21 protein-coding genes and 1 tRNA gene are annotated in these 26663 nt (G+C 64.8%); 19 read left to right on the top strand and 3 right to left on the bottom strand.

Features of this window, described 5'->3' with window-relative positions; all coding sequences use genetic code 11:
* From der to BMY53_RS18775, 10 genes are all read left to right on the top strand, one after another.
* Positions 1–1344 carry a ribosome biogenesis GTPase Der gene (der, locus tag BMY53_RS18730; protein WP_092948016.1) on the top strand — a complete coding sequence of 448 codons (1344 nt, stop codon included), beginning with the start codon at positions 1–3 and terminating at the stop codon, positions 1342–1344.
* Between the two features lie 96 nt (positions 1345–1440).
* On the top strand, positions 1441–1683 hold the full coding sequence (gene hfq / locus BMY53_RS18735) for an RNA chaperone Hfq (protein WP_092948017.1): 243 nt from the start codon (positions 1441–1443) through the stop codon (positions 1681–1683).
* Between the two features lie 166 nt (positions 1684–1849).
* Positions 1850–3181, top strand: coding sequence for a GTPase HflX (gene hflX / locus BMY53_RS18740; RefSeq protein ID WP_255370280.1), 1332 nt, complete (start codon positions 1850–1852; stop codon positions 3179–3181).
* 136 nt (positions 3182–3317) lie between these two features.
* Positions 3318–4520 carry an FtsH protease activity modulator HflK gene (gene hflK, locus BMY53_RS18745; RefSeq protein ID WP_255370289.1) on the top strand — a complete coding sequence of 401 codons (1203 nt, stop codon included), beginning with the start codon at positions 3318–3320 and terminating at the stop codon, positions 4518–4520.
* Positions 4521–4540: 20 nt separating this feature from the next.
* A complete protein-coding gene (gene hflC / locus BMY53_RS18750) occupies positions 4541–5437 on the top strand; it encodes a protease modulator HflC (RefSeq protein WP_092948019.1) in 897 nt (298 codons plus the stop codon).
* Positions 5438–5569: 132 nt separating this feature from the next.
* Positions 5570–5761: a DUF2065 domain-containing protein gene (locus tag BMY53_RS18755; RefSeq protein WP_092948020.1), complete on the top strand. Its 192-nt coding sequence runs from the start codon at positions 5570–5572 to the stop codon at positions 5759–5761.
* A 127-nt stretch (positions 5762–5888) separates the two neighbouring features.
* Complete coding sequence (locus BMY53_RS18760; protein WP_092948021.1) at positions 5889–7052, top strand: ATP phosphoribosyltransferase regulatory subunit; 1164 nt, start codon at positions 5889–5891, stop codon at positions 7050–7052.
* Between the two features lie 32 nt (positions 7053–7084).
* On the top strand, positions 7085–8431 hold the full coding sequence (locus BMY53_RS18765) for an adenylosuccinate synthase (protein WP_404947891.1): 1347 nt from the start codon (positions 7085–7087) through the stop codon (positions 8429–8431).
* Between the two features lie 45 nt (positions 8432–8476).
* Complete coding sequence (locus BMY53_RS18770) at positions 8477–8998, top strand: phosphoribosyltransferase (protein ID WP_092948022.1); 522 nt, start codon at positions 8477–8479, stop codon at positions 8996–8998.
* Between the two features lie 227 nt (positions 8999–9225).
* Entirely contained in the window at positions 9226–12207 is a 2982-nt protein-coding gene (locus BMY53_RS18775; RefSeq protein WP_177200951.1) for a hypothetical protein, read from the top strand.
* 247 nt (positions 12208–12454) lie between these two features.
* On the opposite strand, the gene BMY53_RS18780 is transcribed toward BMY53_RS18775, so the two are convergent.
* Positions 12455–12539 (bottom strand) — tRNA-Leu (locus tag BMY53_RS18780).
* Between the two features lie 257 nt (positions 12540–12796).
* Here BMY53_RS18780 and rnr point away from each other — a divergent pair.
* Positions 12797–15193 (top strand): ribonuclease R, encoded by a 2397-nt coding sequence (gene rnr / locus BMY53_RS18785; protein WP_092948024.1) that lies wholly within the window; start codon positions 12797–12799, stop codon positions 15191–15193.
* 385 nt (positions 15194–15578) lie between these two features.
* Here rnr and BMY53_RS18790 read toward each other — a convergent pair whose 3' ends face one another.
* Positions 15579–17144, bottom strand: a complete 1566-nt coding sequence (locus tag BMY53_RS18790) for an NAD(P)H-hydrate dehydratase (RefSeq protein ID WP_092948025.1) — start codon at positions 17142–17144, stop codon at positions 15579–15581.
* A 44-nt stretch (positions 17145–17188) separates the two neighbouring features.
* A complete protein-coding gene (locus BMY53_RS18795; protein ID WP_092948026.1) occupies positions 17189–18394 on the bottom strand; it encodes an FAD-dependent oxidoreductase in 1206 nt (401 codons plus the stop codon).
* A 772-nt stretch (positions 18395–19166) separates the two neighbouring features.
* On the opposite strand from BMY53_RS18795, the gene rpsB reads away from it, so the two are divergent.
* The 8 genes from rpsB to rseP all read left to right on the top strand — a co-directional run bounded on the left by rpsB (position 19167) and on the right by rseP (position 26636).
* Entirely contained in the window at positions 19167–19913 is a 747-nt protein-coding gene (gene rpsB / locus BMY53_RS18800; protein ID WP_092948027.1) for a 30S ribosomal protein S2, read from the top strand.
* Between the two features lie 122 nt (positions 19914–20035).
* Positions 20036–20935, top strand: coding sequence for a translation elongation factor Ts (tsf, locus tag BMY53_RS18805; protein ID WP_092948132.1), 900 nt, complete (start codon positions 20036–20038; stop codon positions 20933–20935).
* 147 nt (positions 20936–21082) lie between these two features.
* Entirely contained in the window at positions 21083–21793 is a 711-nt protein-coding gene (gene pyrH / locus BMY53_RS18810) for a UMP kinase (protein ID WP_092948028.1), read from the top strand.
* A gap of 87 nt (positions 21794–21880) precedes the next feature.
* A complete protein-coding gene (gene frr / locus BMY53_RS18815) occupies positions 21881–22441 on the top strand; it encodes a ribosome recycling factor (protein ID WP_092948029.1) in 561 nt (186 codons plus the stop codon).
* An 11-nt stretch (positions 22442–22452) separates the two neighbouring features.
* On the top strand, positions 22453–23184 hold the full coding sequence (gene uppS, locus BMY53_RS18820) for a polyprenyl diphosphate synthase (protein WP_092948030.1): 732 nt from the start codon (positions 22453–22455) through the stop codon (positions 23182–23184).
* 25 nt (positions 23185–23209) lie between these two features.
* Positions 23210–24043 carry a phosphatidate cytidylyltransferase gene (locus BMY53_RS18825; protein ID WP_092948031.1) on the top strand — a complete coding sequence of 278 codons (834 nt, stop codon included), beginning with the start codon at positions 23210–23212 and terminating at the stop codon, positions 24041–24043.
* On the top strand, positions 24043–25266 hold the full coding sequence (gene ispC / locus BMY53_RS18830) for a 1-deoxy-D-xylulose-5-phosphate reductoisomerase (protein ID WP_092948032.1): 1224 nt from the start codon (positions 24043–24045) through the stop codon (positions 25264–25266). Before BMY53_RS18825 ends, ispC begins: the two co-directional genes overlap by 1 nt.
* The gene (gene rseP, locus BMY53_RS18835) at positions 25266–26636 is read left to right on the top strand and encodes an RIP metalloprotease RseP (protein ID WP_092948033.1); all 1371 of its coding nucleotides are present in this window, start codon (positions 25266–25268) and stop codon (positions 26634–26636) included. The genes ispC and rseP overlap by 1 nt, the downstream gene beginning before the upstream one ends.
* Positions 26637–26663 lie beyond the last annotated feature (27 nt).

Here is a 26663-nt window from a genome sequence, read left to right on the forward strand (position 1 = left end):
ATGAAACCAGTGATTGCCCTGGTGGGCCGCCCCAATGTGGGCAAGTCCACCCTGTTCAACCGGCTGACGAAGAGCCGTGACGCCATCGTCGCGGACTTTGCCGGCCTCACACGCGACCGCCACTACGGCGACGGCCGCCTGGGCGATCGCGAGTACATCGTCGTCGATACCGGCGGCTTCGAGCCGGACAGCTCCACCGGCATCGTCAAGGAAATGGCCAAGCAGACCCGCCAGGCCGTGGCCGAGGCGGATACGGTCATCTTCGTGCTGGACGTGCGCAACGGCCTGTCCGGGCAGGACCAGGACATCGCCCGCTACCTGCGCCAATGCAACAAGCGGGTGCTGCTCGCGGTCAACAAGGCCGAAGGCATGCAGGACTCCCCGCTGCTGGCCGAGTTCCACGAGCTGGGCATGGGCGAGCCTCATCCTGTCTCCGCCGCGCACGGCCAGGGCATCCGCAGCCTGCTGGAAGCTGCGCTGGAAGGTTTCGAGACGGAAGAGGGCGAAGAGTTCGACCCCGAAGAGACCGACAAGCCTGATGTCATCCGCCTGGCGGTGGCGGGCCGCCCCAACGTGGGCAAGAGCACGCTGATCAACACCTGGCTGGGTGAGGAGCGCCTGGTGGCGTTCGACATGCCGGGCACCACCCGCGACGCCATCAGTGTGGACTTCGAGCGCAACGGCCAGAAGTTCAAGTTGATCGACACCGCCGGCCTGCGCCGCAAGGGCAAGGTGTTCGAAGCGATCGAGAAGTTCTCGGTGGTCAAGACGCTGCAGGCCATTGCGGATGCCAACGTCGTGCTGCTGCTGATCGACGCCACCCAGGGCGTCACCGACCAGGACGCCCACATTGCCGGCTACATCCTGGAAAGCGGCCGTGCGGTGGTGGTGGCCATCAACAAATGGGACGCGGTGGACAGCTACCAGCGCGAGACCCTGGAACGCCAGATCCAGACCCGCCTGGGCTTCCTGCGTTTTGCGCCCATCCTGCACATCTCGGCGCTGAAGCGCCAGGGCCTGGGCCCGCTGTGGAAGTCGCTGGCCGACGCGTATTCGTCCGCCTACCGCAAGATGACCACGCCGGTGCTGACCCGCCTGGTGCATGAGGCGGTGGAGCACCAGCAGCCCAAGCGCGCCGGCACCTTCCGTCCCAAGCTGCGTTACGCCCACCAAGGGGGGATGAACCCGCCCATCGTGGTCATCCACGGCAACTCGCTGGAGCATGTCAGCGACGTCTACAAGCGCTATCTGGAAGGCCGCATCCGCGACCACTACAAGCTGATCGGGACGCCCATGCGCATCGAGATGCGCTCGTCCAAGAATCCGTTTGCCGACGAAACCTGACAATCCGTCAGTCCGGGGAAACCCGAGCCTGTGCCGGGCCTGTGATAAGGTCCGGGTTCCAACACCTTCTCTCTCCCTCACAACACGGAGCATATCGTGAGCAACAAAGGACAACTCTTGCAAGACCCCTTCTTGAACCTGCTGCGCAAGGAGCACGTGCCGGTGTCCATTTATTTGGTCAACGGTATCAAGCTGCAAGGCCACATTGAGTCTTTTGACCAATACGTGGTGCTGCTGCGCAATACGGTCACGCAGATGGTCTACAAGCATGCCATCTCCACCGTGGTGCCCGGCCGTGCTGTGAACTTCCACGCTGGCGAGAGCGGCGAAGCCACCTGATCGCCCTGATCAGGACTGGCGTCACTGCAAGTCTTGACCCGGGCCTTGATCTGGACGCGTTTGCCCTCAAGTCACGTGGAGTTGGGGTGAGCATGCCCTTACGGATGCGCACCCTCTCTCCGGTGTTTTTCTTCGACGTCTGGACGCTGCCCGTCATTCATACATCTTGAATAGCCAAGATCCAACACATCAGTCGCCGCCCCCCGAGGCGGCGCGCGCCATTTTGGTGGGTGTCGACCTGGGCCGTGATGCGGCCTTCGACCCCACCCTCGATGAACTTGCCCTGCTGGCGGAGTCCGCCGGTGATACGCCAGTGGCGCGCATCGTCGCCAAGCGCAAGGCCCCGGATGCGGCGCTCTTCGTGGGCTCCGGCAAGGCGGACGAAATCAAGCTGATGGTGCAGGCCCTCGGCGCCCACACCGTCCTGTTCGACCAGGCCATCTCCCCCGCCCAGCAACGCAACCTGGAACGCCACCTGGGCGTGCCGGTGGCGGACCGTACCGCGCTCATCCTGGAGATCTTCGCGGCACGGGCCCAGAGTTTCGAAGGCAAGCTGCAGGTCGAACTGGCCCGGCTGCAATACCTGGCCACCCGGCTGGTCCGGCGCTGGAGTCACCTGGAGCGTCAAAGCGGCGGTATCGGCATGCGCGGCGGCCCTGGCGAGCGCCAGATCGAGCTCGATCGCCGCATGATCGACGACCGCATCAAGACCATCAAGGAGCGGTTGAAGAAGGTCGAGCGCCAGCGCAGCACCCAGCGCCGAGCACGTGCGCGCAACGGCGTGTTCCGTGTCTCCCTGGTCGGCTACACCAACGCGGGCAAGAGCACGCTGTTCAACGCCCTGACCAAGGCCCGTGCCTACGCCGCCAACCAGCTCTTCGCCACGCTGGACACGACCACCCGCTCCCTCTACCTGGAGGAGGCGGGTAGCAGCGTATCGCTGTCGGACACGGTGGGCTTCATCCGCGACCTGCCGCACAAGCTGGTGGAGGCCTTCAAGGCCACCCTGCAGGAGGCGGCCGATGCCGACCTGCTGCTGCACGTGGTGGATGCCGCCAGCCCGGTGCTGACCGAGCAGATGGAGGAGGTGGAGCGGGTGCTGGCCGAAATCGGCGCCCAGCACATCCCTCAGATCCTGGTCTACAACAAGCTGGACCTGCTGGAGCCCACCCAGCGTCCTCGCGAGCTGCAGGACTGGCTGCCCCGCCTGGGCGGCGAGCACGGCGGCCAGCGCCTGCCCCGCATCTTTGTCAGCGCGGCCGGAGGCGAAGGCCTGGATCAGCTGCGCGCGATGATTGCCTCGCTGATGCAGGCGGCACCGGTGCCTGAATATGCTGGGCAGGCCGTCGAGGATACCGACGGCGAGACTGACGAGTACATTGGCGATCACATCGGCAATCACATCGACGATAGCAGCGAGGTTCAGCAAGACCTGACCCACGATCTCCCCGAACCGAAGGACGCCTCAGGGCATGATCGGGGCGAACAACCTCATTGATGCCCGATACTTGCAACAAGACTTCCTCACCAGGATGCGTATGAACCAAGACAACAGCATGCCCGCCGGCCATGGCCGGTCGCCCCAGGGAGGCTCCCGGGTCGGAGGGCGCTTGCGCCGTTGGGTGGGCCTGTGGATGAGCAACGGCCGCAACGAAGGCCCGCCCGACCTGGACGAACTCTGGCGCGACTTCAACCGCAAGCTCTCCCGCCTGTTCGGTGGGCGCGGTGGCAATGATGGCAACAGCGGCAACAACGGCGGCGGCAGTTCCGGCGGTGGCAACAACTTCCAGCCCGACATGCGCGGCGCGAGCATCGGCATCAGCCTGGTGATCGGCGTGGTCGTGCTGGGCTGGCTGGCCAGCGGCGTGTTCATCGTCCAGGAAGGCCAGCAGGGCGTGATCACGTCCTTCGGCAAGTACAGCCGCACGGTGGATGCCGGTATCCAGTACCGCCTGCCGTACCCGTTCCAGGCGCATGAGGTGGTGTCCTTCACCCAGCTGCAATCCGTGGAAGTGGGCCGCAGCCAGGGGGCCACCACCGGCCTGAAGGATTCGTCCATGCTCACGCAGGACGAAAACATCGTGGATATCCGCTTCACGGTGCAATACCGCCTGAAGGACTCCCGCGACTACCTGTTCGAGAACGTCGATGCCAACGAAGCGGTGGTGCAGGCCTCCGAGTCGGCCGTGCGCGAGATCGTGGGGCGCAGCACCATGGACTCCGTGCTGTACGAACAGCGCGACGCCATCGCCATCGACCTCAGCAAGTCCATCCAGGTTCAGCTGGACCGTCTGAAGACCGGCATCCAGGTCATCAACGTCAACGTGAACGGCGTGCAGCCGCCGGAACCGGTGCAGGCCGCCTTCGACGACGCCTTCCGTGCCACGGCAGACCGCGAGCGTCTGAAGAACGAGGGCGAAGCCTACGCCAACAACGTGATTCCGCGGGCCCAGGGCCAGGCGGCGCGTGTGCGCGAAGAAGCCGAGGGTTATCGCGCCAAGGTGGTGTCCACCGCCGAAGGTGACGCCGACCGCTTCCGCAGCGTGTTGACCGAATACCAGCGCGCCCCCGGCGTGACCCGTGACCGGCTCTACATCGATGCCATGCGCGAGGTGTACACCAACGTCACCAAGGTGATGGTGGACAGCCGCAATAACTCCAACCTGTTGTACCTCCCGCTGGACAAGCTGGTGCAGCAGCAGGGGTCCGGCTCGGTGACCACCAGCACGCCCACACCCATCGCCCCGCAAGATCCGACAACGGGAGGCAGCACCGTGCTGACCCCTGACGTCCGCTCGCGCGAGAACCTGCGCAGCCGCGACCGCGACGGCCGTTGAACGAAGGGGAGCACCACACAATGAATCGCATCGTTTCCGTCGTCCTCGGCCTGCTGATCATCTTCATGGTGGCCAGTTCCACCCTGTTCGTGGTGGACCAGCGCCAGTTCGCCGTTGTGTACTCGCTGGGCGAGATCAAGGAAGTCGTGACAGAGCCGGGGCTGAAGTTCAAGCTGCCGCCCCCGCTGCAGAACGTCATCTTCCTGGACCGTCGCATCCAGACGCTGGACAGCCCGGACACCCGCCCCATCTTCACGGCTGAGAAGAAGAGCCTGGTGATCGACTGGCTGGTGAAGTGGCGCATCGTGGATGCCAAACAGTTCATCCGCAACAGCGGCACGTCCATGCGCAACCTTGAAACCCGCCTGAGCCCCATCGTGCAGGCCGCACTCAACGAGGAAGTCACCCGCCGCACCGTGCGTGCCGTGCTGGCGACCGAGCGTGAGAAGGTCATGAACGACGTGCGCAAGCGTCTGGAAGAAGAGGCCAAGCAGTTCGGCATCGAGATCGTGGACGTGCGTGTCAAGCGCGTGGACTTCTCGCCCACCATCACCGAGTCGGTCTACAACCGGATGAAGTCGGAGCGCTCGCGCGTGGCCAACGAACTCCGTGCGACCGGCGCGGCCGAAGGCGAAAAGATCAAGGCAGACGCTGACAAGCAGCAGGACATCATCCTGGCTGAGGCCTATCGCGATGCCCAGAAGATCATGGGTGAGGGCGATGCCAAGGCATCGGTGCTGTATGCGGAGGCTTTTGGCCGCGATCCCAACTTCGCGCAGTTCTACCGCTCGCTCGAAGCCTACCGGTCGTCCTTCCGCAAGAAGAGCGACGTGATCGTCGTGGACCCGTCGTCCGACTTCTTCAAGGCGATGCGGGGGGCGGGCGCCAGTGCGGCACCGGCCGCGCCGCGCAAGTAACGGGTGTTGATCACAGGCTTTGTCGCGGGCCTTAATGACGGGCCTTGAGCCCCACGCCCAGACGCTGAGTCCGGGCAAAAACCTCAAAAGGACCAGGCAGGCACCGGGAGGTGCCTGCGCCTGACCCCCTCCATGAACGGCAACACCTGGCTGGCGGCGCTGGCGTTGATGCTGGTGGCGGAAGGGCTGATGCCCTTTCTGAACCCGTCTGCCTGGCGCGACTTCTTCAACAAGCTGTTGGCACTGAGCGACGGCCAGATCCGCTTCATCGGCTTGGCCAGCGTGGCCTGCGGGGTGGTGCTGCTGGTGCTGGTCTGGGGCTGAACCGTGTGGAAATACCGCCGGGAGCCTGTCCAGGTTCTCGGTGGATGACCCCAGCATGCGCGGTCGGCGGTTCCGGCTTCGCTCGACCCCGGTACAATGCCGTTTTTAACCCCCTCCCTGAACGTCCATGGCCTCTGCTTGGCTGCTGCCCGAGCACATTGCTGACGTCCTGCCTTCCCAGGCTCGCCGCATTGAAGAATTGCGTCGTGATCTGCTGGATATGGCCCGGACCTACGGTTGCGAGCTGGTGATGCCTCCTATGCTGGAGCACCTGGACTCGTTGCTGTCGGGTACCGGCCAGGCACTGGATCTCAAGACCTTCAAGCTCGTGGACCAGCTTTCCGGCCGTAGCCTCGGCTTGCGGGCGGACACCACGCCCCAGGTGGCGCGTATCGATGCGCACCTGCTTAACCGTGAAGGCGTGACCCGGCTGTGCTACTGCGGCCCCGTGCTGCACACCCGTGCGGAGGGACTGACCGCCACCCGTGAACCGCTGCAGTTCGGCGTCGAAATCTACGGCCACGCCGGCCTGGAAGCCGACCTGGAAGTCCAGGAACTGGCCCTGGACGTCATGCACCGCGCCCAACTGCAGGGCATCACGCTGGATCTGGGAGACGCTCGTCTCGTGCGTGGCGTCCTGGGGGAGCACGCGCTGGACGAAGACCGTCTGGACGCCCTCGTGGCCGCCATGGCCGCCAAGGATGCTGGCGGCGTGGCTTCGTTCTCCGGCGAGCTTCCCCCCTCGGTCATCGAAGGCTTGCAGACCCTGCTGGGCCTGTATGGCGGGGTGGAGCTGCTGAGCCAGGCGCGCGAGCGTCTGCCCCGGCATCCGCTCATCACGGCCGCGCTGGATGACCTGGATTGGCTGGTGCGCCACCTGCGCGCCAGCTACCCCGACGTGCGGATCGGCCTGGATCTGGCTGATCTGCCGGGCTATGCCTACTACAGCGGTGTGCGTTTCGCGCTGTATGCGCAAGGCTGCAGCGATGCGGTGCTGCGTGGCGGCCGTTATGACGAAGTGGGGGCCGTGTTCGGCCGCCGTCGTCCCGCCGTTGGCTTCAGCCTGGACCTCAAGACCCTGGTGGGGCTGATCGCCGCCACCGAGCTCCGGGCGGCGGTGCGCGCGCCCTGGGGCCAGGCCCCTGATCTGCGGGCGGCCATTCGCCGGCTGCGGGAGCAGGGCGAGACCGTGGTCTGCGTCCTGCCGGGCCATGAGCACGAGAACGACGAATTCGAATGCGACCGCGAGCTGGTGAACACCAGCGGTCAATGGGTGCTGCGTGCGCTGTAAGCGCCGCTCCCCACCAACAACCTCTTCATCGGATGAACAACATGCAAAGCAGTGAGATCGCGCGCGGCCGCAACGTGGTGGTCGTCGGCACCCAATGGGGTGACGAGGGCAAGGGCAAGGTCGTGGACTGGCTGACGGATCACGCCGAAGGCGTGGTGCGTTTCCAGGGTGGCCACAATGCCGGCCACACGCTGGTGATCAAGGGCGTCAAGACGGCCCTGCAACTGATCCCCTCCGGCATCATGCGTGACGGCGTGGCCTGCTACATCGGCAACGGTGTGGTGTTGGACCCCACCCACCTGCTGTCCGAGATCGAGCGCCTGGAAAAGGCCGGCGTGGAAGTCCGTTCGCGCCTGTTCATCAGCGAATCCTGCCCCCTGATCATGCCCTTCCACGTCGAGGTGGATCGCGCCCGTGAAGCGCTGCGCGAAAGCAGCGGCAGCGGCAAGATCGGTACCACCGGCAAGGGCATCGGCCCGGCCTATGAAGACAAGGTGGCCCGTCGCGCCTTGCGCGTGCAGGACCTGAAGCACCCGGAGCGCTTTGCCAAGAAGCTCAAGGAACTGCTGGACCTGCACAACGTGGCGCTGGCTGGCTACCTGGGCAGCAAGGCGCTGGAATTCCAGCCGATCTTCGACCACGCCATGTCGCTGGCCGATCAGATCAAGCCGATGATGGCCGACGTGGGCTACCTGCTGCACAAGGCGCATCAGGCGGGCCACAACATCCTGTTCGAAGGCGCACAGGGCACGCTGCTGGATATCGACCACGGCACCTACCCGTATGTGACCTCCAGCAACTGCGTGGCGGGCAATGCGGCCGCCGGCGCGGGCGTGGGCCCGCAGATGCTGCACTACATGCTGGGCATCACCAAGGCCTATGCCACTCGCGTGGGTTCGGGTCCTTTCCCGACCGAGCTGGATTGGGAGAACCCCGGCACCGTCGGCCACCATCTCTCCACGGTGGGCCAGGAGCGAGGCACGGTCACCGGGCGTGCGCGCCGTTGCGGCTGGCTGGATGCGGCTGCGCTGAAGCGCTCCATCATCATCAACGGCATCACCGGCCTGTGCCTGACCAAGCTGGATGTGCTGGACGGCCTCAAGGAGGTCAATATGTGCGTTGGGTACGAACTCAACGGCAAGCGCATCGACATCCTGCCGCTGGACGCCGACGACATCGTCGCCTGCAAGCCCATCTATGAGGTCTTCCCCGGCTGGACCGAAAGCACCTTTGGCGTGACCGACTGGAATGCCCTGCCGGCCAATGCCATTGCCTACCTGAAGCGGGTGGAAGAGGTGATCGGCGCGCCGATCGCCATGGTGTCCACCGGTCCGGACCGGGATCACACCATCCTGCTGCAGCATCCGTTCAAGGCCTGAGCCTTTTTCCCCTTTCTCTATCTGTTTCTCTGAGGAGCCCTCCCCATGTTGACCGACGACGGCAAGCATCTGTATGTGTCGTGGGACGAATACCACTTGCTGATCGAACGCCTGGCATTGAAGGTGCACGCTTCGGGCTGGGAATTCGATCAGATCCTGTGCCTGGCACGTGGTGGCATGCGTCCTGGCGACGTGCTGTCGCGGGTATTCGACAAGCCGCTGGGCATCATGTCGACCAGCTCCTACCGGGCGGAAGCCGGCACCATCCAGGGCCGCCTGGACATTGCCAAGTACATCACCATGCCCAAGGGCGAACTGGCGGGCCGGGTGCTGCTGGTGGATGACCTGGCAGATTCGGGCGTGACGCTGAAGGCCGTGGTTGAGCGGCTGCGTGGTATGCCATCGATCAAGGAACTGCGCTCGGCCGTGATCTGGACGAAGAATGTCTCGACCTACACGCCGGACTATTACGTCGAGTTGCTGACGACCAGCCCCTGGATCCATCAGCCGTTCGAGGACTACGACTCGCTGCGGCCGGACGCCCTGGCGAAGAAGTTCGCGATCTGAGATCGCCCCAACCGTTGGCGACCGACCTCTCTGTGGGAGGGGCTGGTGACACGGGCGGCCATGAGGGCCATGAGGGCCATGACGGTAATGAGAATGGGCAGCTTCGGCTGCCCATTTTTCTTTGGTGCGTGCGGCGCTTGCGTGGCCCGCGTCCTGCACGTTGAGCCTGCATTTTTGCTAGTACGCAGGGAGGCGGCAGGTCCACTGAAGAGAGTGTTTCTCTCTGCATGGAAGTCTCCCTCATGTTTGTGCCGTGTTCAGCACCCTTCAGTGTCGTCGCTAGCGATCTGTATCTGCCTGATTCCTTCGAGCCACCGCCTCCGGCAGTAGCCATGCCGCCGGCCGACCCGACCTGGCTGCACTACAGGCCCGACAAGGAAAATCCCAGGCTCCCGTTTGCCGAGTTCATGAAAACCACGGCGTTCAAGGACATCCAGCAGCAGTTCCTGGGCAATGTGGATCGTTGCGAATTGTTCGCCGCTCAGCACTTCAGTCGCGACGAGGCAGACGCGATTCGAGAGGGTTTCGCGGCATTCCGATACAAGCTGATGGAGGAGGATGGTCTATCGTGGATCGGTATCGATTGCCTGCCTGTTCTGTACGGAATTGGCAAGCAGAGCTTCGACAGTTTCTGCATGCTGTTGCATCACCCTGCCATCGAGCTGAACGTGCGCAAGACGGCACTGCGGGAGCTGGCCTCTCAGGTCAAGACCTGCATGTCGACCGGGCCTGCTTTCATCCATGCACTGATGCAGGTGCAGCGGCCCGACGGGACGCTGCGAGGTCAGTATTGGCAGGTGCTTCAAGAGCTGATGGATGAGGTGGTGCGCAAGTTCGTCCGGACCGTGTGGGAAGACCGCAAAGGGGATGACATCGAACTCATGGAAACCCATCTTGTCAATCGCTTCCGGCTGGAGCTGCGCCTGCCGGGCGCCCTCCCAAAAGACGTGGTGAGCGAGGCGCTCAACCTGGTTTCGCCGGAAGAGGTCCGGGAGTGTGCCGAGCTGCTGCTGCGCGACTGTCGCCCCGCCACGGTGGCGCTGGCGCTGGCAGGCCGGTATCGCGAGCGGCTGCTTGACCGGACTGCGGAGTTGCTGGGGACGGCGTCCTCGCAGATTGATCTGGCCGATCAGACGCATATGAGTCGGCTGCTGGCTGCGGCAAGGGAATTGGCCCCCACCTTCCAAGGCACCTCGCTGAACAGTCTGATCAAGGAGGACGTCGATAACGGCACCTTCTGCTGGCGTGCGGACGACTCCCTGGTGGCCTATGACCTGCTTCAAGAGCTGGAGAAGCAGGGTTTGATTCAGCGACCGGAGTTGGGCACCCTGCTGCTGTCGGAATCATCCAACACGCCGTGGGCCCTGCGGCACGTGGACCGACGGCTGGTCTATCTGCAGGAGTACTTCCCGTCGGCGGGTGAGACCGGGATGCTGGAGGGTGTGCGAGTGGAGCACCTGCTGCTGGCGAAGCCGCAGCGCGACGAGGCGGCCTATCGGCGACTGGTCGATACCGTCCTGGAGGCAGAGTCGCCGCAGGCCTTGATGAGATTTCCGATAGAGGCTCTGGGCAGCGCTGAGCAGGCCGGGCATCTTCTACGCCGTCTGGGTCCTGACCGATCAAAGAACTGGTTGGATCTTCAGCGTTTGCAGGAGGATGTCATAGGCCACTTGCTGACCGCTGCGACGCAGGATGGCCATGCGGCGATTGTCCAGGCCATTTTCAAGCGGCAGTCGGGTCGCAATCCCATGTGGTTCCTCGCGCAATGCGGCGGGCCGAGCATCCTGCCCCAGGCATTTTCGAGCGGATCGGGGGACACGTTCGTCGCGTGGGCCGAAATGAGCCGACGCGCAGTGTCGGTGATGCCTGCTTCTACCTTGAAGGTGCTTCTGGAGGACGCCCGGGGCAACTCGCTGGTGTCTCAGGTATTAATGAAGAGCGATGTTCTGGCGCTGAGCGCCTTGCTGGACTTGATCGAGCAAGGACAGGCGTGTGGGAAGTTCAAGGGGCATGAATATGCCGGCCTTCTCCTGGCGCCTATCCAGGAAGCGATGGCTGAGGGTCGCGTGGAACACCTGAAGGTCCTGGGGGCTCATGCCCTGCAGGGTGCCAGCCGCAATTGGCTGACTGCGTTGACGCTGCAGCCACTGCTGGAAGGCCCAAACCTGTGGCAGGGGTGCCTGGGTGCTGTAAACGGGCAAAGCGTGGAAGCTGTGCGATGGTTCAAATCTGTGGTTATTCAAGCGGGCGAAGCCCGCTACCTGACCCCATTGCAGGCGGGCATGCTGTTGTGCGGCAAGCCTACCTCGATCTCGGCCCAGGCGGTGGCTGCTGGTGTTGGCGACCATGCAGTCCTTGCGGAGGTCTTGGATGGCGTGGTGAAGGCGGCACACCGAGGCTGGGTCACTCCAAAGCAGGTAGAGCAAGCGCTCTGTTTGAAAGACTCCAACCAGTTGAGTGGACTGGCCAGCATCATGTTGCAGGTGGGCGAAAGCTGTGCAGAAGTGTGGACAGATACTGTGATCGCGCTTCATGTCGATCGGCTGTTGACGCCGGATCATGTCGTCTTGCTGCTCGCCTCCCCCTCGGCCACCGACCCGGAATGGGAGAGGATGACCCCGGGTCTTATAGGAGCCCCGCTGCCCCATTTCCTGTGCTGGTTGGCAGACGAGGAGGCTGAGGCGGCGACAGCTCAAGGCGCAATCTACCTCGCGCCGGAACATCGCATGGACCACTGGGGCAATGCGCTCATCCGTCTGTTCAAGGCGGGGTGCCTGGAGTCTGCGCAGGTGGTGGATCTCCTGGCTGGCTGGAATCGTGGTGAGCCTGCCCTGCCGGTGGCCATGCGGCGCGGCAAGCTCACCACCATGGCTGCACTCATGCGCACCTACGCTCGGTTCAGGTCGCAAGATCTGATTGATGAGCCGAGATTGGTGGGGTTGCTGCAGGTCTTGCCAAAGTCACCGGCAGGTACGCAGGCGCAGCCGCGAGTGCCCCTGGAGGCGGTGAGTGACTACGTCTCGGCCGTTGTGCAGATGGCGGTTGAAGGACTATTGAGTGAGCGCGCCAGCGTGAGCCTCATCACGCCTTATCTTTCAGAAGAATTTGATGCGGGGGACTTGGCCGCGCGCGAGCGTGCAGTCAAGATGGTGGAGAACGCAGTGCGCAGCAAGGTGGAAAACGCGCCTGTCCGTCGGAATTCCCGCTGATGCCCACGCGAAGTGCTGCCGGACCAGGAGATATTTGTGCGGGGTTCCCTGCGGCGTGGCGTGCAAAGGCGTGGTGCTTGATAACGACCCGACGATAGCGCCCCGATAGCGCCCCGATAGCGGCTCAATAGCACCCCAACGGCGTCCTGATGACGATAGCGCCACGCAACAGTGATGCTGAAAGCGTGGCGCCAAAAATAGTGGCGCAGAAATGAGAAAGGCCAGCTTGCGCTGGCCTTTCGGAATATGGTGCCCAGGAGAGGACTCGAACCTCCACGGAGTTACCCGCTAGTACCTGAAACTAGTGCGTCTACCAATTCCGCCACCTGGGCAAGGTCAAAAATCACTGCTTTGCTTCTCTAAACTGAGAAACACCGAGAACATGCGGTGAACAAGGAGCGCCAATGAGTTGATCCTCAGGTATCCTAGTCACCAAGTTCTCGAGAAGCGCTTTTTGCGTTTCAGGAAAGACAAGGATCATACTATCAAAAACTTCAAGAACGCAAGCTCGCAAACGCCTGCAACTCAGTCGGGCGCCCACCCCGGAACGGGGACTGGAAAGACACCTGGCGCCACACCCGGTCCATTGATGGGCGAGGTCGAAGGCACGGTGCAGGGGCATCGTGATGGGCACGGGTTTCTGATGCCGGATGACGGCCAGCCCGATGTCTATCTTTCCGCCCAGGAGATGCACGCCGTGATGCACGGCGACCGGCTGCGCGTGCGTGTGGTGCGCCTTGACAAGCGCAACCGCCCCGAAGGCCGGGTGCTGGAGATTCTGGAGCGGCGCAAGAAACCCATCATCGGCCGGCTGCTGCTGGAGTCCGGTATCTGGCTGGTGGCGCCCGAAGACAAGCGTTATGGCCAGGACATCCTGGTGCCCAAGAACGCGATTGCCAATGCAACGGCGGGTCAAATCGTGGCCGTGGAGCTGACCGAGCCGCCTTCGATGTACTCGCAGCCCGTGGGGCGTGTGACCGAGGTGCTGGGTGAAATCGACGACCCCGGCATGGAGATCGAGATTGCGGTGCGCAAGTACGAGGTGCCGCATGCCTTCAGTGCCGACACCCTGGCGCAGGCCGCCAAACTGCCGGACAAGGTTCGCGCGGCCGACATGAAGGGCCGGGTGGACCTGCGCGATGTGGCGCTGGTGACCATCGACGGTGAAGACGCGCGGGACTTCGATGACGCGGTCTATTGCGAGCCGCACAAGCAGGGCCGGGGCAAGACGGCATTCAAGGGCTGGCGCCTGCTGGTGGCCATCGCGGACGTGAGCCACTATGTGAAGCCGGGCGAGTCGCTGGACCGCGATGCCTATGAGCGTGCCACGTCGGTGTATTTCCCGCGCCGGGTGATTCCGATGCTGCCGGAGAAGCTGTCCAACGGCCTGTGTTCGCTGAACCCGGAGCAGGATCGCCTGTCGATGGTGTGCGACATGCTGGTGGATGAAGCGGGTGAGGTGCAGGCCTATCAATTCTTCCCGGCGGTGATCAACTCGCATGCCCGGCTGACCTACACCGAGGTGGCGGCCATCCTGGGCAATACGCATGGGCCGGAAGCTGCCAAGCGCCGCGATCTGGTGCCGCATCTGCTGCATCTGCATGAGGTGTATCGCGCCTTGTTGTCGCAACGTGCCAAGCGCGGCGCGGTGGACTTCGAGACGACGGAAACGCAGATCGTCTGTGATGACAACGGGCGCATCGAGAAAATCGTTCCGCGTACCCGCAACGAGGCACACCGCCTGATCGAGGAAGCCATGCTGGCGGCCAACGTCTGTGCGGCGGACTTCATCGCCGGTGGCAAGCATGCGTCGCTGTTCCGTGTGCACGAAGGGCCGACGCCCGAGAAGCGGATGGCGTTGCAGGCCTATCTGCGGGCCCTGGGTATTGGCATGGGCTTGAGTGACGATCCTGCACCGGGTGAATACCAGGCGATCGCACAGGCAACGAAGGAACGCCCGGACGCGCAGCAGATCCACACCATGCTGTTGCGGTCGATGCAGCAGGCGATCTATACGCCAGCCAATTCGGGCCACTTCGGTCTGGCCTATCAGGCGTACACGCACTTCACGAGCCCGATTCGCCGCTACCCCGACTTGCTGGTGCACCGGGTGATCAAGGCGTTGCTGAGCAACAAGAAGTACACGCTGGACGCCCACAAGATGGAAGCGGCGAAGCCGCTGCCCAAGCGGCCGGGCCGGCCGACGAAGACGCTGAATCCGGCCACGGCGGCGACCGAGGTGGAACGCTGGGAAATCGTGGGCGCCCACTGCAGTGCCAACGAGCGCCGCGCGGATGAAGCCTCGCGCGATGTGGAAGCCTGGTTGAAGTGCCGCTTCATGCGCGACCACCTGGGCGAAGAATTCTCGGGCACCGTGAGTGCGGTGACGACCTTCGGGGTGTTCGTACAGTTGGACGCGCTGTATGTGGAAGGTCTGGTGCACATCACGGAGCTGGGAGGCGAATACTTCCGGTTTGATGAGGTGCGGCAGGAGTTGCGTGGCGAGCGCACGGGGATCCGTTATGCGACGGGTGCGCGTGTGCAGGTGCAGGTGAGCCGTGTGGATCTGGATGGCCGGAAAATCGATTTCCGGCTGGTTCGGGAGCAAGATGAAGCGCGGCAACTGCAGCGGGCAATGCGGGACAAGCATGGCGATTCGCGGCGCGGCGACCGGCGCTCGGACAAGCGTGGCGCACGCAAGCCGCTGGCGGAGATCGTGAGTGCGCCGGAGTTGCCGGTGGTGTCAGCCCCGGTGGCTTCAGCAGTGCCAGCAGGCGGGGCCATCGAGGCCCTGGAGCGGGTCGAGAAGGCCGATCGCGCGTTGAAGGCAGAGCGCCGTAAGGCAGAACGCACGGTGAAGACGGCAGGGGCGAATCCGGTCAAGGTCCCGAAACGCACGGCTGCACGTTCGGTGGCGCGGGCGGCTGCTGGCAAGACCGCGCCTCCGCCGGCAGCGGCGAAGACGGCCCGTAAGAAACGGACTTGAGCAGACTGGCCTGGCGGGCGCGCTTTGTGGTGCGTGAGCCAGGCTTTTTTTTGTTCAGGTCGTGGGTCCGGCGCATTCGGCCTTGGGGCTTGCGCCTTGCGCCTTGCGCCTCGGCCTCGGCCTCGGCATCGGCTTACTGCGCCGGTAAGCGCCGGGGCGGGACCTGTTTGCTTCATGTCCCTTCTGTCTGGCTTCGTCAGCCATTCATTCCTTGACTTCCGCAAACAGGCCCCGCCCCGTCACTTACCCACACCGAGACCTACCATCAAGACAGTGCCATAAAACCCCATCAAGCAGCGCCATGAAACCTGCCATCACGCGGTGGATGAGGCTTGCCATCAAGGCTGCGCGTTGAATCCCGCCGTCAAGGCCGCGGTGCAGATTGCTATGAGATTGGGTGGCGTGCAACCATGGCCTCGATGAGGTCGGCCGCCCTGAGAGGGCCGCCATGATGGGCAGCAGATGCACCATGCCACACCACCGCAGTCAAGCCAACTTCGTGCGGCGAAGCATCCGGCGCCTGCGCCCAAAGACCGCCAGCCCAGCCCGCCAACACGTCACCCGTGCCCGCCGTGGCCAAGGCCGCAGAGCCACTGCTGTTGATGCTGGGCCGTTGGCCCGGTGACGCAAGGATGCTGCCAGAGCCCTTCAACACCACTGCTGCCTGAAACTTGTCGGCCAGTGCCTGTGCAGCCCCCAGCCTGTTCGCCTGGATGTCGGCAACGCCGCTGTATTGCAGCAGCCTCGCCGCCTCCAGCGGATGGGGTGTCAGAAGGCTGTGCAGACCGCGAGCGCGACGCGCTGCAAGCCGTCGTGCCAACCCTTCATGGGCAGCCACCAGATTCAGGCCGTCTGCATCCAGCACCAGTTGCTGCGCTTCATGCAGCACCGCATCCAGCCAGGGCAGAAGGGCACCACCACCGCCGCACCCGCACACCACCACCGCATCGCGCCAGCCGTGTGGCTGAACCCATCGATCCGCCGGCCAATGCATGAGCTCAGGCCGGGCCGGCCACGGCTGGCCATCATCCTCCAGCAACGCCGCATAGACCCGCCCCGCACCCGCCCCCAGCGCAGCCGAAGCAGCCAACCAGGCCGCGCCCCGCATGCCCGGCGCCCCACCCAGCACCACCACATCACCCTGTCGCCCCTTGTGGCTGGTCGCGCCTCGCGGATGATGCCGGTGCCAGCAGGCAATGTGGTCGGTGCCCGCCAGGATCGCAGTTGCTGCGGCTCCTGCTCCTGCGGCTGGCATTGGCGCCGGTGCTGATGCTGGCGCCGTCGCTGTTGCTGTTGCTGTTGCAAGGTCATCGAACCAGATGCGTCCACTGAACGCGCGGCCTTCACCAGTGAAGAGGCCCGGCTTGATGCTGAGTAGAGTCAAGGTGTGGTCGGCATCGGTGACATCGGGGCCGAGTGCCTGTCCGGTATCCGCGTTCAGGCCGCTGGGCAGATCGATGGCCAGTGTCGGCGCGGGATGTTGGTTGGCGATGCGGATCGCCGCAGCGATGCCGCCTTCCGGTGCACGGCGGGTGCCCAGGCCCAGCAGACCATCGATCCAGAGATCAATGCGACCCGCCAGCACGGCGGTGTCCGGAAGACCTTCATGAACCACCAGGCCCGCGTCGATCGCCCGGCGCAAGGCGTAAGCCGCGTCGCTACCTGCTTGCGGCGGAGGGCCGATGCGATGAACGCGGACCTGCCAGCCCCGCGCCGCGAGGCATCGCCCAGCGATCAATGCGTCGCCGCCGTTGTTGCCCGGCCCCGCCAACACCACCACCGAGCGGCCATGAGGCCATAAGGCCAGTGCAAGCCGGGCCGTGGCCTCACCCGCCCGTTCGATCAGGGTGTGAGGCGGATGTCCGGCAAGCGCCGCCTGTTCAAGCGCACGGCTCGCCGCTGTGTCATGGAGTGGCCAATCGGCCGTTGTGGTGGGCAGCAGGGCATGCATGGGCCCACTCTAGCGCAGCGCCCCGTGACGGAGTGGCCGCCATGTCAACGCAGCCGGGCGGCTTCCAGCACCGAGGGGTCCAGGCCACCATCCCGACCCGCCAGCCGTTCACCCAGCCACTGGGCCGCGCCACCAGCGAGCGCCCAACCCGCCTCGCCATGGCCGATGTTGAGCCAGACGCCCGGCACCCCGCTGGCCCCCACCACTGGGAGCTCGTCCGGAAGCAGCAGGCGCGAGGCCTTCCAGCGCTGTTGGCCGCCAGCCTGCAACGCTCCAGGGAACCAGTCGTGCGCCGCCTGATGCAGTGCGCCCAAGGACTGGCCATCGGGCTGGGTCGTTGCACCGCCCAGTTCCTGTGCGCCGCCGATGCGGACCCGCTGGCCCAGCCGCGTCATGCTGACACCCAAGGCCACGTCAATGACCGTGGCGCTCGGCCCGAGGTCTGGATGCGCCTCCAGTTGGCGCAGCGGGGCAGTGAGCGTGTGTGCGTGCACCTTCCCCCATGGAAAGCGCAGTCCCAAAGGCCCGAGCAGCGACGGTGCGCCCTTGCCGGCACACACCACCACCGCATCTACCCGCTGTGCCGGGCCGGTGGCCAAGTGCAGCGAGGGCTGCGTGCCGGGATCGATCTGCAGGACCTCGGCATTGAACTGCCAGCGTGCCCCCAGCCGCTGCGCCTCCTGCTTCAGCGCCTGGCTGAATTGGCGGGCATTGGCAGATTCATCCTGCGGCAGATGAATGCCTCCGTGCAGCGGCGTGTCCGGGTGCAGGCCCGGCTCCAGGAGGCGGCAGGTCGCCGCATCCACCTCACGATGTGCGATCTGGGCCGCCTGCAGGCGCGCCAGCATCGGCGCTGCCTGCCGGTATTCCTTGGCGCTGCGCCACAGCAGCAGCACCCCCGCGCGTTGCTCGATTTCCATCTGAAGCGCCTGCCGCCAGGTGTTCATGAGCGCCTGACCCTGCGTGGCCAACTGCAGCACCGCTGCCGGCACCGGCTGCTGGGCGCTGGCGCGCCGCGCCCGCCAATGGGCCCAACGCCAGCCAAGCTGACCAGGCGCACCGCGCCACTTCAGCCGTGCCGGCGGCCGCGCCGCGAGCAGCCCGGGTGCAATCAGGCCCGGGGGCGCAAAGCTGGCGCCAGTGGCCACGCTGGTGTCCCGTTCGAAGACCTGGACCTCGTGGCCCCGCAGGGTCAGCTCGTAGGCGGTGGAGATGCCAGCCACGCCGGCACCGATGACGGCAACCCGCATGTCAGCAGCCCCCCAGCGGCAGGCCCTGGGCCGGGCGGGGAGCGCAGCCCGCCGGGGGCTGCGGGAGGCGATCAACCGAAATGTCAGGCGTGTGTTCCAGGCCGGTCAGGGCGTGCGTCATGTCGTGCGTCCGGCGCCGCTTCATAGGGGCGGCGCCTGGTCTCGTAAGAGGAAAATCGGGAGCAGGTCGGGAGCCGAGTCGTGTCGGGCGCCCATGCCCGGTAAGGCGGGCGCCTCGCGCGAGGCGCCCAATGGTGCCAGGGCCAGAGCCTCCCGCCCGCAATGTTGGTGCGATCCTGTTGCACTTCAGTCACGTCTGACACAACCCAAATACAAGCTATGGTTAGCGGCCCCAAGCCGCCATGAGGCCGGCCGGGCTGGCCCCGGGTGCCGCCTGAACCTGGGGCAGGGCCCGGCGCCACGGGTTGGGCCGCGAAGGCCGTCAGAAATCGGGTTATACTCTTCGGGTTTTTGCCGGGGCGGGTGTCTTAAAACACCGGCTTTGGCATGAAACGCGGTGCAGCGTGGTGATCGAGTTGTTCAGGTCGAGTTGTTCAGGAATAGGTCCTGAACGAGGTACTGAACGAGGTTCTGAAAGACACGCTACATCGCAAATTCGCGGGTCCGGCAGCTTACTCACTCCATGAGTAGCAGCAGCCCGCTCACCAGCTTCGGGGTTCACCCCTGGCTCGGTGGGTGGCTCACAAGGTGTTGCAAGTTGTTTCTTGCGATTCGTGCCGGATTCTAGAACCCAACCTTCGGAGTTAAATTCATGTCCGTCACGATGCGCGAGATGCTGGAAGCAGGCGTCCACTTTGGTCACCAAACCCGCTTCTGGAACCCCAAGATGGCCCCGTATATCTACGGCCATCGCAACAAGATCCACATCATCAACCTCGAAAAGACGCTGCCCGCGTTCGAGGAAGCCCTGAAGTTCGTGCGCCAGCTGGCTGCCAAGCGCGGCACGATCCTGATGGTCGGCACCAAGCGCCAGGCTCGCGACATCGTCGCTGAAGAAGCCGCTCGCGCCGGCGTGCCCAGCGTGAACCAGCGTTGGCTGGGCGGCACGCTGACCAACTTCAAGACGGTCAAGACCTCGCTGAAGAAGCTCAAGGACATGCAGACCCAGGTGGACGCTGGCACCCAGCCTTCCATCAAGAAGGAAGCCCTGATGTTCCAGCGCGATATCACCAAGCTGGAAAAGAACATCGGCGGCATCCAGGACATGGCCGGCCTGCCGGACGCCCTGTTCGTGATCGACGTGGGCTACCACAAGATTGCCGTCGCTGAAGCCAAGAAGCTGGGCATCCCCGTGATCGGCGTTGTGGACACCAACCACTCGCCCGAAGGTATCGACTACGTCATCCCCGGCAACGACGACTCCTCCAAGGCTGTCGCCCTGTACGCCAAGGCCGTGGCAGACGCCGTGCTGGAAGGCCGCGCCAACTCGACGCAAGAGCTGGTCCAGGCTGTTGCCGCTGAAGGCGACGAGTTCGTGGAAGTGAACGAAGGCGCCTGATCGCCGCGTCCCCGCAAGGGTTCGACCAGGGGGCTGATTCAGCCCCTTTTTTCCAAGCAAGATTTCACAGGCCCCGTACTTTCCTGTTGATGGAGCGGGGCCTGTACCACACGGAGATTGAGATGGCTGCAATTACCGCAAGCATGGTCGCCGAGCTGCGCGCTCGCACCGACGCACCCATGATGGAATGCAAGAAGGCCCTGACCGAAGCCGAAGGCGATCTGGTCCGCGCTGAAGAGATCCTGCGCGTCAAGCTGGGCAACAAGGCCGGCAAGGCCGCGTCGCGCATCACCGCCGAAGGCGTGGTCGCCGCGGCCGTGGTCGGCGGCGCCGGTGCCGTGATCGAAGTCAACTGCGAAACCGACTTCGTCTCCAAGAACGATGCCTTCCTGGCCTTCGTGAACGCCCTGGCTGGCCTGGTGGCCGAGAAGAACCCCGCCGACGTGGAGGCCCTGTCGGCCCTGCCGCTGTCGCAGGAAAGCTTCGGCCCCACCGTGGAAGACGTCCGCAAGGGCCTGATCGGCAAGATCGGCGAGAACATGACGATCCGCCGCTTCAAGCGCTACGCTGCGGGCGCCAAGCTGACCTCCTACCTGCACGGTACCCGCATCGGCGTCATGGTCGAGTTCGACGGTGACGAAGTGGCTGCCAAGGACGTCGCCATGCACGTCGCCGCCATGAAGCCGGCCGCCCTGTCCTCCGCCGAAGTGCCGGTCGAGCTGGTCGAGAAGGAACGCAAGATCGCCACCGAAAAGGCTGCCGAATCCGGCAAGCCCGCCGACATCGTCACCAAGATGGTTGAAGGCTCGGTGCAGAAGTTCCTGAAGGAAGTCTCCCTGCTGGACCAGGTCTTCGTGAAGGCTGCCGATGGCAAGCAGACCGTCGCCCAGATGCTCAAGGAAAAGGCCACCACGGTGAAGTCCTTCACCTTGTACGTGGTCGGCGAAGGCATCGAAAAGAAGGTGGACGACTTTGCCGCCGAAGTGGCCGCCCAGGTGGCCGCCGCCAGCAAGGGGCAATAAGCTCCGCGAAACAAAAGGGCGCCCCCGGGCGCCCTTTACACTTGTGCCTGCGCCAGGCAGATGCAGCCCCGGTCCAGGGCGGTTCCAGCCGTATGCCTGTGCGCGCGCAACCCCATTGCCTTCAGTGGCTGTATTGACGAGGTAACAATGCCCGCGCACAAACGCATCCTGCTCAAGCTCTCCGGCGAGGCCCTGATGGGGGACGACGCCTACGGTATCAACCGCGCCACCATCGTGCGTATGGTGCAGGAGATCCAGGAGGTGACCCGTCTGGGCGTGGAGGTCGCCGTCGTGATCGGCGGCGGCAACATCTTCCGTGGTGTTGCCGGCGGCTCCGTGGGCATGGACCGTGCCACGGCGGACTACATGGGCATGCTGGCCACGGTGATGAACGCCCTGGCCCTGGCCGACACCATGCGCCAGGAAGGCATGACCGCGCGCGTCATGTCCGCCATCGCCATCGAGCAGGTGGTCGAACCCTACGTGCGCCCCAAGGCACTGCAATACCTGGAAGAAGGCAAGGTCGTGATCTTCGCGGCCGGCACCGGCAACCCCTTCTTCACCACGGACACCGCCGCAGCGTTGCGCGGGGCCGAGGTGGGTGCGGAAATCGTGCTCAAGGCCACCAAGGTGGACGGTGTCTACACCGCGGACCCCAAGAAGGACCCGACCGCGACCCGCTACAGCCGCATCAGCTTCGATGAGGCCATCGGCCGGAATCTGCAGGTGCTGGACGCGACCGCGTTCGCCCTGTGCCGTGACCAGAAGCTGCCCATCCGGGTGTTCTCCATCTTCAAGCCAGGTGCACTCAAACGTGTGGTGCTGGGCGAGGATGAGGGCACGCTGGTGCATGTCTGAGTGCAGATTCAAGTGCACGTCTGAGCGGACCGGCGCGTTAAGACAAGGGTCAATACCGCGCCGTCCCCACTGATCGAGGAAAAGAACATGAGCATCGCCGACATCAAGAAGAACGCCGAAACCAAGATGGCCAAGTCCATCGAGGCCTTCAAGAACGAACTGCAGAAGATTCGTACCGGCCGCGCCCATCCGGGCATCCTGGACCAGGTGCATGTGGACTATTACGGCTCGCCGGTGCCCATCTCCCAGGTGGCCAACGTCAGCCTGCTGGACGCCCGCACCTTGAGCGTGCAGCCCTGGGAAAAGGGCATGGGCCAGAAGATCGAGAAGGCCATCCGCGAGTCGGATCTGGGCCTGAACCCCGCCAGCCAGGGTGATCTGATCCGTGTGCCGATGCCGCCGCTGTCCGAAGAGCGCCGCCGCGACCTGACCAAGGTGGTCAAGGGCGCTGCTGAAGATGCCAAGGTGGCCGTGCGCAACCTGCGCCGCGACGCCAACGAGCAAGCCAAGAAGCTCACCAAGGACAAGGAAATCACCGAGGACGACGAACGTCGCAGCCAGGATGAGGTCCAGAAGCTCACCGACCGTGTGGTGGCCGAGATCGACAAGCTGGTTTCGGCGAAGGAAGCCGAGATCATGGCGGTCTGAGCGCACAGGACGTGAGCGCAGACAAGAAGGCGGGTGTCCCCCGCCATGTGGCCATCGTCATGGATGGCAACGGACGCTGGGCCAAGAAGCGCTTCCTCCCGCGCTTCTTTGGCCACAAGCAGGGCGTGGATGCCCTGGTGCGGGTGGTGCAGGCCTGTATTGATCGCGAGATCGAATACCTGACCGTCTTTGCCTTCTCCAGCGAGAACTGGAAGCGCCCCAGCGATGAAGTCTCCGGGCTGATGGGCCTGGTGCTGGCAGCGGTTTCCCGCTACCTGGCCCGCATGGGCGCCATGGGCGTGCGCATCCGCATCGTCGGCGACCGCGAAGCGGTCTCCGACAAGCTGCGCGCGGCCTGGGCCGAGGCCGAAGGCACGACGGCGCACAATTCCAAGCTGACGCTGAACGTCGCCTTCAACTACGGTGGCCGCTGGGACATTGTCCAGGCCTGCCGCAAGGCGATCGAGGCAGGTGTGCCGGCGCAGGAATTGACCGAGGCCAAGCTCTCCGAGTACATGGCCATGAGCTACGCGCCGGATCCGGATCTGTTCATCCGTACCGGGGGTGAACTGCGCATCAGCAACTTCATGCTGTGGCAGACGGCCTATACCGAGTTCGTGTTCTCCGATTGTCTCTGGCCGGAATTCGGCGAGGCGCAGCTGGACGAGGCGATCGCCGCCTTCCAGGCCCGTGACCGGCGCTTTGGTGGCGTCAACGTGCCTGGCACCGTCCAGGAAGCCTGAGTTCCTTCGCAAAGGTCAAGACCCCATGCTGTTGCCCCGCATCATCACGGCCGTTGTGCTGCTCGCGTTGCTGCTGCCGGCGCTGTTCGCGTCCACGCCGCTGCCTTTTGCCCTGCTGACGTTGGTGATGATCGCCGCCGGTGGCTGGGAATGGTCGCGCCTCAATGGCCGCCCCGGTGCCCCTGCACTGGTCTTCGGCGCCGTGCTGGCCGTGCTGTGTGGCCTGTGCCTGTACAGCCTGGGCTTCAGCCTGCCGGCCTGGTGCTGGTGGATTGCCGGCGGACTGTGGGTGCTGGGCGGCGCACAGGCCCTGAAGGCTGGTGTGGCCGGCTGGCCCCGGGTGCCGGTGGCCTTGCGCCTGGTGCTGGGCGCAGTGCTGCTCTGGGCGGCCTGGCTGGCGCTGATCACGGCCCGTGCCCGCGGCATCAACTTCTTGCTGTCGGCCATGTGTCTGGTGTGGATGGCGGACATCGCCGCCTATGTCTTCGGCAAGCTGTTCGGCCGTCGCAAGCTGGCGCCTGCCATCAGCCCCGGCAAGAGCTGGGAGGGTGCCCTGGGTGGCCTGTTCGGCGTCATCGTGCTGGCCGCGCTATGGGTGCATGTGATCGATGTCTACCTGCCGGTGGACGGCCCCAGCCTCTACCAGTTGCTGGTGAAACGCCTGGGCTGGCTGTCCCTGCTAGCCCTGGTGTTCCTGACCACCATGAGTGTGGTGGGCGACCTGTTTGAATCCCTGGTCAAGCGTGCCGCCGGTGCCAAGGACAGCAGCCAGCTGCTGCCCGGCCACGGTGGTGTGCTGGACCGTGTTGACGCGCTGCTGCCCGTGCTGCCGTTGGCCCTGGCGCTGAGTTCCCTGTGATGACTGCTTCCGTTCGTTCGCCGCAAGCTTCTCCCCAGCAGGTGTCCGTGCTGGGCTCCACGGGGTCCATCGGCACCAATACGCTGGACGTCATTGCCCGGCACCCGGATCGCTACCGGGTCTTCGCCCTGTCGGCGATGAGCCGGGTGGATGAACTCTTCAGCCAGTGCCTGACGCACCAGCCCCGCTTTGCCGTGCTGCCCGACGCCAGCCTGGCCACCCAGCTGCGTGAGCGCCTGCGCGAGGCGGGCAGCCGCACCGAGGTGCTGGACGGCCTGCAAGCACTCTCTGACATTGCTGCCCACCCTGACGTAGACGCCGTGATGGCGGCCATCGTGGGGGCCGCCGGCCTGGCGCCGGCCATGGCCGCCGCACGTGCCGGCAAGCGCCTGCTGCTGGCCAACAAGGAGGCCATCGTCCTGGGTGGTGCCTTGTTCATGCGGGCGGTGGAGGAGGGCGGCGCCACGCTGCTCCCGATCGACTCCGAGCACTCCGCCATCTTCCAGTGTCTGCCGGAAGACCGTGCCACCTGGCACGAGCGCATCGACCACATTGTGCTGACCGCCTCTGGCGGCCCCTTCCGCCAACGGGACCCGGCGTCTCTGGCAGATGTCACGCCCGACCAGGCCTGTGCCCACCCCAACTGGGTGATGGGCCGCAAGATTTCGGTGGATTCCGCCACCATGATGAACAAGGCGCTCGAGGTCATCGAGGCGCGCTGGCTCTTCAACCTGGAACCTGAGCAGGTGAAGGTGCTGATCCACCCGCAAAGCATCATTCACTCGATGGTGGTGTGCCGGGACAACTCCGTGCTGGCGCAGCTGGGCACGCCGGACATGCGTGTGCCCATCGCCTACGGGCTGTCTTTCCCGGAGCGGATCACCTCCGGTGCCGGACGGCTGGACCTGCTGGCCCATTCCGGCCTCAGTTTCGAGGAGGCGGACGCGCGCCGCTTCCCCGGCCTGCACCTCTCCTGGCAGGCGCTGCGCGGCGCCGAGGGCAGCACGGCCGTGCTGAATGCCGCCAACGAGGAGGCGGTGGCCGCCTTCCTGGACCGAGGCCTGCGCTTCGACCAGATCTGCCACGTCAACCGCGATGCGCTGGAATCCGTGTCGCCACAAGCCGGCGAGGTCGATAGTGTCGAGGGCCTGCTGGCGCTCGATGCGCGCGCGCGCCGCCACGCGCAGGCGCTGATCAAACGCCTGGACACCGGGGTCTCCTGATGCTGTATTCCACCCTCGCTTTCGTGGTCGCCATCGGGGTGCTGATCGTTGTCCACGAATGGGGCCACTACCGGGTGGCACGTGCGTGTGGTGTGAAGGTGTTGCGGTTCTCGGTCGGCTTTGGCCGTGTGCTGCTGCGCTGGCAGAAGCATCCCGACAGCACCGAATTCGTGCTGAGTGCCTTGCCGCTGGGCGGCTACGTGCGCATGCTTGATGAGCGCGAAGGCCCGGTGCCCCCGGAACTCCTGTCCCAGACCTTCAATCGGCAGTCCCTGTGGCGCCGCGCCGCCATCGCGGCGGCAGGGCCGGTGGCCAATCTGGTGCTGGCGGTGTTGTTGTTCGCCAGCGTTGGCCTGATCGGCCAGCAGGAGCCCAAGGCTGTGATGGGCACACCCATGGCCGGCGGCCTGGCCGAGCAGGCCGGCCTGCAGTCCGGGGACTGGGTGCAGGCCTGGTCGGAAGACGGTGAACAGTGGGAGGACGTTCGCTCCCAGCCCGATCTTCACTGGCAACTGGCCCAGGCGGTGGGGGACCACCGTCCGCTCTATCTCAGCGTCAGCAATACGCAGGGACATGGCCACCGCAAATTGAAGCTGGCACTCGACACGCTGCAGAGCCGCGATCTGGACGCCGCCACCTTCCGCCAGATCGGCCTGGGTGGCTCGCCGGCGGCCCCTGTGCTTAATGCCGTCATGGCGGATACACCCGGCGAGGAAGCGGGACTTCACGCCGGTGACCGCGTGCTGAGCATCGACGATGTCCCCGTGCCGGACGTCTCCTGGGCCATGCAACGCGTTCGCGGGGCGGTGGTCGATGGCCGCGCCCAGCCCCTGCGATTCCTGATCCTGCGCGATGGCCAGCGCATCGAGCGCACTGTCACCCCTCGACTGGAGGGGAAGGGGGAGCAGGCCGTCCCGCGCATCGGTGTCAGCTTTGCCGGCGCGCCGGACATGGTGACGGTGCACTACGGCCCCTGGGAAGCGCTGCAGCAAGGACTGACCCGCACCTGGGAACTCAGCACGCAATCGCTCAAGACGCTGGGGCGCATGCTTGTTGGTGAAGCCTCGGTAAAGAATCTGAGCGGGCCCATCACCATTGCCGACTACGCGGGGCAGTCGGCTCGTCTGGGGGTGGCGCCATTCCTGGGTTTCCTCGCTGTCATCAGTGTCAGCCTGGGGGTGTTGAACCTGCTGCCGTTGCCGATGCTCGATGGGGGACACCTGATGTATTATCTTTTCGAGGGTCTGAGCGGCCGCCCTGTCTCCGAGTGGTGGCACAAGCAGCTGCAACGCGCAGGTATCGCCGTCGTGCTGCTGATGATGAGTCTGGCCCTTTTCAACGATCTGACCCGTCAACTGGGTCTGCACTGAAACTTCCGCATGTCCCGATTCCTGCCT

Source organism: Roseateles sp. YR242, assembly GCF_900109745.1.
Taxonomy (GTDB): Bacteria; Pseudomonadota; Gammaproteobacteria; order Burkholderiales; family Burkholderiaceae_C; genus Roseateles.